7 protein-coding genes are annotated in these 7,513 nt (G+C 35.2%); all 7 read left to right on the top strand.

Features of this window, described 5'->3' with window-relative positions; genetic code table 11:
• A partial coding sequence (locus tag C5O23_RS06635) for a UDP binding domain-containing protein (protein WP_275541778.1) occupies positions 1-286 on the top strand: 286 nt, incomplete at its 5' end.
• Between the two features lie 48 nt (positions 287-334).
• Positions 335-967 (top strand): hypothetical protein, encoded by a 633-nt coding sequence (locus C5O23_RS06630; protein ID WP_107032168.1) that lies wholly within the window; start codon positions 335-337, stop codon positions 965-967.
• A gap of 2 nt (positions 968-969) precedes the next feature.
• Entirely contained in the window at positions 970-1,782 is an 813-nt protein-coding gene (locus C5O23_RS06625; protein ID WP_107032167.1) for an aldo/keto reductase family protein, read from the top strand.
• Positions 1,783-1,796: 14 nt separating this feature from the next.
• The gene (gene menD, locus C5O23_RS06620; RefSeq protein ID WP_107032166.1) at positions 1,797-3,527 is read left to right on the top strand and encodes a 2-succinyl-5-enolpyruvyl-6-hydroxy-3-cyclohexene-1-carboxylic-acid synthase; all 1,731 of its coding nucleotides are present in this window, start codon (positions 1,797-1,799) and stop codon (positions 3,525-3,527) included.
• 5 nt (positions 3,528-3,532) lie between these two features.
• On the top strand, positions 3,533-5,083 hold the full coding sequence (locus C5O23_RS06615; protein ID WP_107032165.1) for a lipopolysaccharide biosynthesis protein: 1,551 nt from the start codon (positions 3,533-3,535) through the stop codon (positions 5,081-5,083).
• Positions 5,080-6,189 carry a polysaccharide pyruvyl transferase family protein gene (locus C5O23_RS06610; protein WP_161553566.1) on the top strand — a complete coding sequence of 370 codons (1,110 nt, stop codon included), beginning with the start codon at positions 5,080-5,082 and terminating at the stop codon, positions 6,187-6,189. The genes C5O23_RS06615 and C5O23_RS06610 overlap by 4 nt, the downstream gene beginning before the upstream one ends.
• A gap of 117 nt (positions 6,190-6,306) precedes the next feature.
• Positions 6,307-7,311 carry a glycosyltransferase family 2 protein gene (locus C5O23_RS06605; RefSeq protein ID WP_107032163.1) on the top strand — a complete coding sequence of 335 codons (1,005 nt, stop codon included), beginning with the start codon at positions 6,307-6,309 and terminating at the stop codon, positions 7,309-7,311.
• Positions 7,312-7,513 lie beyond the last annotated feature (202 nt).

The following is a 7,513-nucleotide window of genomic DNA, read 5'->3' as shown; positions in this document are numbered from 1 at the left end:
CCCTGTGACAATCGGTGTCTATCGTCTGACGATGAAATCGAATTCCGATAATTTCCGCCAGTCATCTATTCAGGGAGTGATGAAGCGTATCAAGGCCAAAGGCGCCGAGGTCATCATCTATGAGCCTTCTCTTGAAGACGGTTCAACATTCTTCGGTTCTCGCGTCGTCAACGATCTTACCGAATTCAAGCGTCTCAGCAACGCCATCATAGCAAACCGCTATGATGTATGTCTGGATGATGCTCAAGGAAAGGTTTATACGAGGGATATTTTTAAAAGGGATTGAATTTTAGAAAAAAATTAAAGTAAAAAGCGATATTGACTGACTAGATAAATGGATATTGCTGTTATGATATCGACAATCCTGATTATAGGATTTGTTATGTTTGCATGTTTGAAAATTGTAAATCGAAAAGTGCTACAAGCTGAGCGAATCTTAATTGAACAATATCCAACATGGCAAAATTTCAATAAAAATTTAGACCGTAATTTATCAAAAGTCATCATTGGAAGTTCTTATGCCTATCGGCATAGAAAGACATTTGAAGCCGATAGGCATTGGTGTCTACCTAAAGATAATATATCAGCCCAATTTGAAATACTGAAACATTTTTATTCAATAATCAAAACAAACGGGGAGGTCAATCTGATATTATCAAGATTTGAGATCCAAGAACGGCCGAAGAATGTCTATCTTCCATTTCATTATAGAATTTTGCAGCCTGCTTTATTGCCAACAAATAAGCATGGGAAATATCTGTATTATCCGATTTTAAATATTGGATGGGCTGTTCAAATTTTGAATATACGATGCTTTAATAATAGAAAATCAAAAGCATCAAATGAAGAAATAATAATCCCATCAGAGACAGAAGATATTATAAAGGAAATACAAGAATTTTGTAATAGCAGGGATTTGAAGTTCAAACTTATTGTCCCTGATGTTAATTACCAAATTGAATTATAATTATGAACCCACCACCAATTGTTATATTTGGAACAAGTGGACTCTCTGCATACTCTATTGAAAATATTATTGATAGATTGAATGAATCTAATCAGATTGCAATAGATACAGCTCCTAATTATGTGTCAGCAGAAATTGCAATAGGGAATAAGATCCAACGGCTTATAAATGAAGGTTTCAAGAGAGAAGATATATTTATTCAAACGAAAATAGATTGGCAGGATATTATTAAAGTCGGCACCCAAACAGCTATAAAAAATTCCTTAAAAAGGCTTAAGATTGATTATATTGACAGCCTTCTTCTCCATTGGCCATTTCCAGATATTTTTATCAAGGCATATAAGGAAATGGAGCATTCATATAAGGTTGGAATTGCCAGAGAAATAGGTGTATGTAATTTTAAATTGCGGCATTTTGAGATGCTTTTGAATGACGGAATTTCGGTAAAACCAATGATAAATCAGATTGAAATACACCCATTTAATACTTGTTCAGATATTGTTAAATGGTGTAATGAACAAGAGATCCAGGTTCAAGCTTACACGCCATTGTTAAAAATGCTTCCGAAAGTTTCAGAAAACTCGACATTAGTTACGTTGGCAAAAAAATATGAGGCATCTATACCACAAATAATATATGCATGGAATAAAAGTCGAAACATAATACCTGTAACCAAGACGTCAAATCCAAAACGAATAGATGAGATTTTTAAAGCATTTGAGATAACTATTAAAGAAGAAGATCTTACACGAATATCTTCTTTAAATGAAGATTATAAATTTATGTTAGAGTCCTGGGGATGTCCGGGATACTAAAAAGATAGTGTGACATGTATTCGAATGATAAATTAGTACTTCAACTGTTATCGTTGTTGAGGCAATTTGGAATTAATCAGATTGTAGTATCTCCCGGCAGTAGACATTTTTCATTAGTACATTCGTTGGAACAATGTGAAGACTTTGAACTGTATTCAGTTGTTGATGAACGAAGTGCTGCTTTTTTTGCCATTGGGCTTATTCAGCGAACCGGTCGCCCGGCAGCTGTTTGCTGTTCTTCAGGCACAGCATGTATGAATTATGGGAGTGCCATTGTCGAAGCCTATTATCAAAGATTGCCATTATTGGTGATTTCAAGTGACAGGTTACCTCAATTTTTAAATCAGATGGAAGATCAAATGTATGATCAGGCCTCTACGTTCACTTCATGTACAAAATATGTCGGAAGATTGACTCCTATTTCATCAGATTTGGATTTTTGGTATAATAATCGAATAATAAACGAAGGTTTAATTGAATTAACGCATCATTCAAATGGGCCTGTCCATTTGAATATCCCGTTTTTATCACACCATACAGATACGTTTACTAATACACATATTCCGGTAGCGCGAAAAGTAGAGTTATATTCTGCCGAATCAAGTTCTGAAACATGGGCTAAAATCGCAAATTTGTTAAAAGGAAAAAAGATTTGTATAGTGTGGGGACAATCGGTCTGTATTACAGCAGGGCTGAAAGAAGCCGTAGACAAGTTTGTTGAAAATTTTGATGCTATTATTCTTACTGATTTATTATCAAACTGTCATTGCAAACACACCATAGCAAATACTGGTGCGACTTTGTATTCTCTGACTAATGAAGAAAAAAGAGATTTTAAACCAGATATTGTATTCAGTATAGGTGCAAATATCCTTTTTAACGGAGAAATTAAAGGATTTTTAGGGGACATTGAAAATTGGCAAATTGGCAAATATGACAAAATCTCTGATCCTTTCCGATCTCTGACAAAGATATTTGAAATGAGCGAATTAATGTTTTTCAACATGATAAACAATATCGCTGATTTCAAAGTAAGCGGGAATTTTGCTCATTCGTGGATGAGTGTTTCAAATATCGCTTATAAGACGATATCAGAATATAGTGAAGCGATGGTTATCGGGGCATTGATAAAAGCACTTCCGGCTGATAGCGATTTGCAATTAGCTAATAGTTATAGTGTACGTATGGCTCACCTGTTTCCAGTTCCAGATAGTGTCACGGTAAATTGTAATAGAGGGGTTAACGGAATAGACGGAAGTATGTCCACTGCAATAGGATTTTCGGCTATTAATAGTCGGAAGACATTTTATATAACCGGTGACCTATCTTTTTATTATGACTTGAACTCATTATCAATACGTCACATAACTCCCAATCTTAGAATATTGTTGATCAACAATGGTGGTGGAGGTGTAATGTATTCTCCTTTGAGCGAAGAATTGCGTAAAAGTGTGTCCGAGCATGTATGTGCGTTCCATACACATAAAGCTCATGAGATTGCCAAAGCATTCGGATTTAAATATTTTGCAATTAGAAACGAATCTGAAATATCGCATGGTATTGAGCTATTAACAGCAGAATCAGATCATCCGGTTTTAGTTGAGGCTTTCTCCAACATACCTGTGGATACAAAAGTTTTGAGTAACTACTATAAGAGTATGAATCGTCAGCATTATACAATATCACAACGTATAATAATGAAAGGGAAACGTATTCTTGGAGGTCTGCTGCCGCAGAAAAATTGAAAGTAATGGATTCAGGTAAAAAGAAAATAGCCATAAATACAGCCTATATGTATATTCGTACATTTTTGGCTGTAATAGTATCATTATTTACCTCTCGAATAATCCTTGAAAAGCTTGGGGTTGAGGACTACGGTATTTATATTGAAGTTGGCGGAATTGTCGGATTACTTGGATTTATGAACGGTGTTTTAGCTAATGGTACTGGCCGTTTTATCACTTTTGAGTTGGGTAGAAATGAGTTTGACCGTTTGAAGCGGACATTTTCGTCGATGCTTACCGCTCACCTTTTATTGGCATTAGTAGTCATCGTTATAATGGGTTTTGTTGGGTGGTGGCTTATCGGACATAAACTTGATATTCCTGCGAATCGGTTGGATGCGGCATATTATGTACTATGCCTATCTTTGTTCACGACCATTTTCACACTGACTCAAGTTCCATATACGTCTCTGCTTATTGCTCACGAACGAATGTCTGTTGTGGCATACTGGGCATTGTTCAATACCTTTGCTAAACTAGGAATACTTTATCTGTTGGCTATTATGCCATTTGACAAGTTGGAGGTTTATGCGACATTATTGATGCTTATCAGCCTGACAGAGATGGTTGGAAACAGAATTTATTGTGTCCGGAAATTTAAAGAATCAAGAGTTTCATTAGGCTTGGATAAGGATATTTTAAGACCGATATTCTCATATTCATCGTGGTCTATACTGACAAGTTGTACATTGATGTTGAATGGCCAAGGGGTGGTGATGCTTTTAGGTATGTTTTTTTCGCCAGCTATTGTTGCAGCAAGAGCGATTTCGTTGCAGATAAATCAGATGTCAGATTTTTTTGTCAATGGATTCAGAACAGCCGTCAACCCTCAGATAATCAAACGATATGCAGCTGGAGATTTTATTGGCTCAAAGCATCTGTTGCTTGAATCAACACAATTGTCTTTTTATCTGATGATGATAGTGACAATACCTATATTCTTTTGTTGTGATGATTTTTTAAAAGTATGGTTGAAAACTGTCCCTGACTATACCACTATTTTTCTAAAGATAGTCTTGTTTCAGACATTATTCAATGTGTTTAACACATCATTTTATCAGGCTATTAATGCCAATGGCAATTTGAAAAGAAATGCGATTATGAGTGCCGGACTTTCATTTTTGCAATTCCCGATAATTTATTTACTATTCAGATATGGGGCATCCCCAATTGCACAGTCGTGGGTGGCTCTGATTACATATTTTATAATGGGGACATTTTTGAAACCCTATCTTTTGGTAAATCAAGTGAATTATCAATATAAAGAGATATATGAAATTGTAATATGCTGTTTTAAAGTTTTAGGCATTTCATTGTCACTACCATTGATACTTGGATATGTGGTTCACTGGGATTTTGGGTCTCCGTGGATCAATCTTATTTTAAAGTCGTGCATAATTTTTATATGGTGTTGCATGGTAGTGTTTTATTGTGGTTTGACCAAGAATATGCGTATGCAGGTTGTCCGAATGATAATGTCAAAATTGGGACAAAAAAAACATCAATTGGAATCATGAAAGTCGGTATATTGACACTGCCTCTGGGGCATAATTACGGAGGCATTCTTCAGGCATGGGCTTTACAGCAGACTTTGAAAACGTTAGGCTATGATGTTGTCTTATTACATAGAAAACACAAAGTCTCTCTCTCTGAAAATTTCAATTTGTTTTTGAGACGTCTTTATGCGAAGTGGATTAAGAAAAAGGCTGGAGTTGAGATTTTCAGATGTGAGAAGAATGTTACCATAAAAAATACAACTCGGTTTATTAATAGAAACTTCCGGATAGTCACTACGAATGATTCATATAAAAAGGTTATTGACGATCTTGATGCTATAATCGTCGGCAGCGACCAAGTATGGCGCCCGATATATGCGGATGGTCATCTGGATGATTTCTTTTTGAAATTTACTGAGGGAAAGAAATTGAAGCGTATTGGTTATGCCGCTTCATTCGGAGTCGATTATCCTGAATATGATTCTGATGAAAAATCAATGGCTTCGGCTCTGTTAAAGAATTTTGATGCTGTTTCAGTTCGTGAAAAAAGTGGTCTAACACTATGTTCAAATATGTTAGGATTTGCAAATGCGGAGTTAATGCCTGATCCGACTTTGCTTTTGGACATTGATGACTATCGACAAATTTATAAAAAATGTGAATGTCCGGATTATTTTACAAAATTGTTTGCCTATATTCTTGATCCTAATGACAATACCCGTGAAATCGTGGACAAGATTTCGGGAGCAATGGGCCAAAAACCATTCACTGTGCATTCCAAAATTGATGATTTGAAGGCTCCATTGATAGAAAGAATACACCCTCCGTTGGAACACTGGCTTTTAGCAATTGCAAATAGTGATTTTATTATTACAGATTCTTTTCACGGATGTGTTTTTTCAATCATATTTAACAAAGACTTTATCGTACTTGGAAATAAAGAGCGTGGGATGGCTCGTATTCGGTCACTATTAAATACTTTTGGTTTAGAAGATCGAATGATGGACATTAATGACCGATACCAAGATATAAATTATAGCCATCTGGATTGGCAGAGAATTAATAAAATAAAGAGCAATTTAAAACATGGGGGCCGTAAATTTTTATCAGACAATTTGAAAGATTGAATTTGAGATAGGCCTAGAAAGTATTAAAGGAAGTCGAACATAAGTCGATACTGATAACAATAGTTGATATAAGACTGAATTTTTTGCCTTAAACGAAATCTGTTTTTAGAAATAAAAATGCTACATCCTGAGCTTACAATCATAATTCCAGTTTATAAAGTAGAAGATTATCTTGATCGTTGTATTAAGAGTGTGTTACAGCAGACATTTAGTGATTGGGAATTGATCCTTGTAGATGACGGCTCGCCGGATCAATGTGGTAAAATATGCGATAGATATGCCGGTGAAGACAGACGCATACGTGTGTTACACACTTCTAACGGAGGGCAGTCACGAGCCAGGAATCTTGCTCTTGATTTGGCTCATGGCCGATTCATAACCTTTGTTGATGCAGATGACTATATTTTGGATAAACAAACATTGGAATATGCCATGAATGTTTTTGAGGAAAATCCTCATGTTGATATGGTCACCTTTCCTCATATTTGCGTAGATAGTGACGGTAATGAGATATTGGATTCACAGGATGTTTTTAAAGAGGAACAATCTCCTGTATTAATTTCAGATAAGGCATATTTCATTTCTCATTTAGATCTGATAAAAACTATTCAGCCATGTTATATTGTTTCTACACCATGGGCAAAAATATTCAGGAAAGAGCTTTGGGAAGAAATACGCTTTCCCGAAGGTATGATTTTTGAGGATGCCTATGTGTTATGTGATATAATACCACTACTTAAAACTGTCGCATTTACAAATAAAGGTTGTTATTATTATAACTACAATCCATCCTCCTCACTAAGACAAGCTGTCTCAAAAGAGCGTTTTTTTTATAGAATCAATGTTCTACTGCATTATAATGAGGCTCTGTTTAATCTGACAGGTAACAATTGTATTCCGGATCTGATATACTATTTGGTACAAGGGAAACATCATTGGGGAAATGAGGTTGATATCACTTCTGTATGCAACCAGATTGATAATATGATTAAAATGAAAGGTATGGCTATAATGGGCAAGAGTGGAATGTTTATAAAGATAATAGGGACAAAGAATCTTGTTTTGCTGAAGATTTTATATGACAGACTTAAAGGCAAAAGTGCAGATTTGCATGATTTCTAATCTGGTGTAATATAAAATTATTTAAGTAAATCTTAAAAAAATAAGCGTAACATGTTTTTCCCAATTAACCGCGGTAAATATTTTTATACTTCCAGCGGATTTATTCCGGTAAAAATCAAATTGTTCATCGGTCGTTTGGATCTATAAGCACCATCTTCACTCTTCGATTTTTCTTCGAAATAAATCTAACATAAAGTATAAA

The organism is Duncaniella muris, from assembly GCF_003024805.1.
Lineage (GTDB): Bacteria > Bacteroidota > Bacteroidia > Bacteroidales > Muribaculaceae > Duncaniella > Duncaniella muris.
Note: the sequence above shows the minus strand (reverse complement) of the source record. Positions and strands in the feature narration are given on the sequence as shown.

Bases quoted from the DNA above. Each gene is read 5' to 3' on its own strand.
- C5O23_RS06625 (WP_107032167.1), top strand. From the start codon at position 970: ATGAACCCACCACCAATTGTTATATTTGGAACAAGTGGACTCTCTGCA.
- C5O23_RS06630 (WP_107032168.1), top strand. From the start codon at position 335: ATGGATATTGCTGTTATGATATCGACAATCCTGATTATAGGATTTGTT.
- C5O23_RS06605 (WP_107032163.1), top strand. From the start codon at position 6,307: ATGCTACATCCTGAGCTTACAATCATAATTCCAGTTTATAAAGTAGAA.
- C5O23_RS06615 (WP_107032165.1), top strand. From the start codon at position 3,533: ATGGATTCAGGTAAAAAGAAAATAGCCATAAATACAGCCTATATGTAT.
- C5O23_RS06610 (WP_161553566.1), top strand. From the start codon at position 5,080: ATGAAAGTCGGTATATTGACACTGCCTCTGGGGCATAATTACGGAGGC.
- menD (WP_107032166.1), top strand. From the start codon at position 1,797: ATGTATTCGAATGATAAATTAGTACTTCAACTGTTATCGTTGTTGAGG.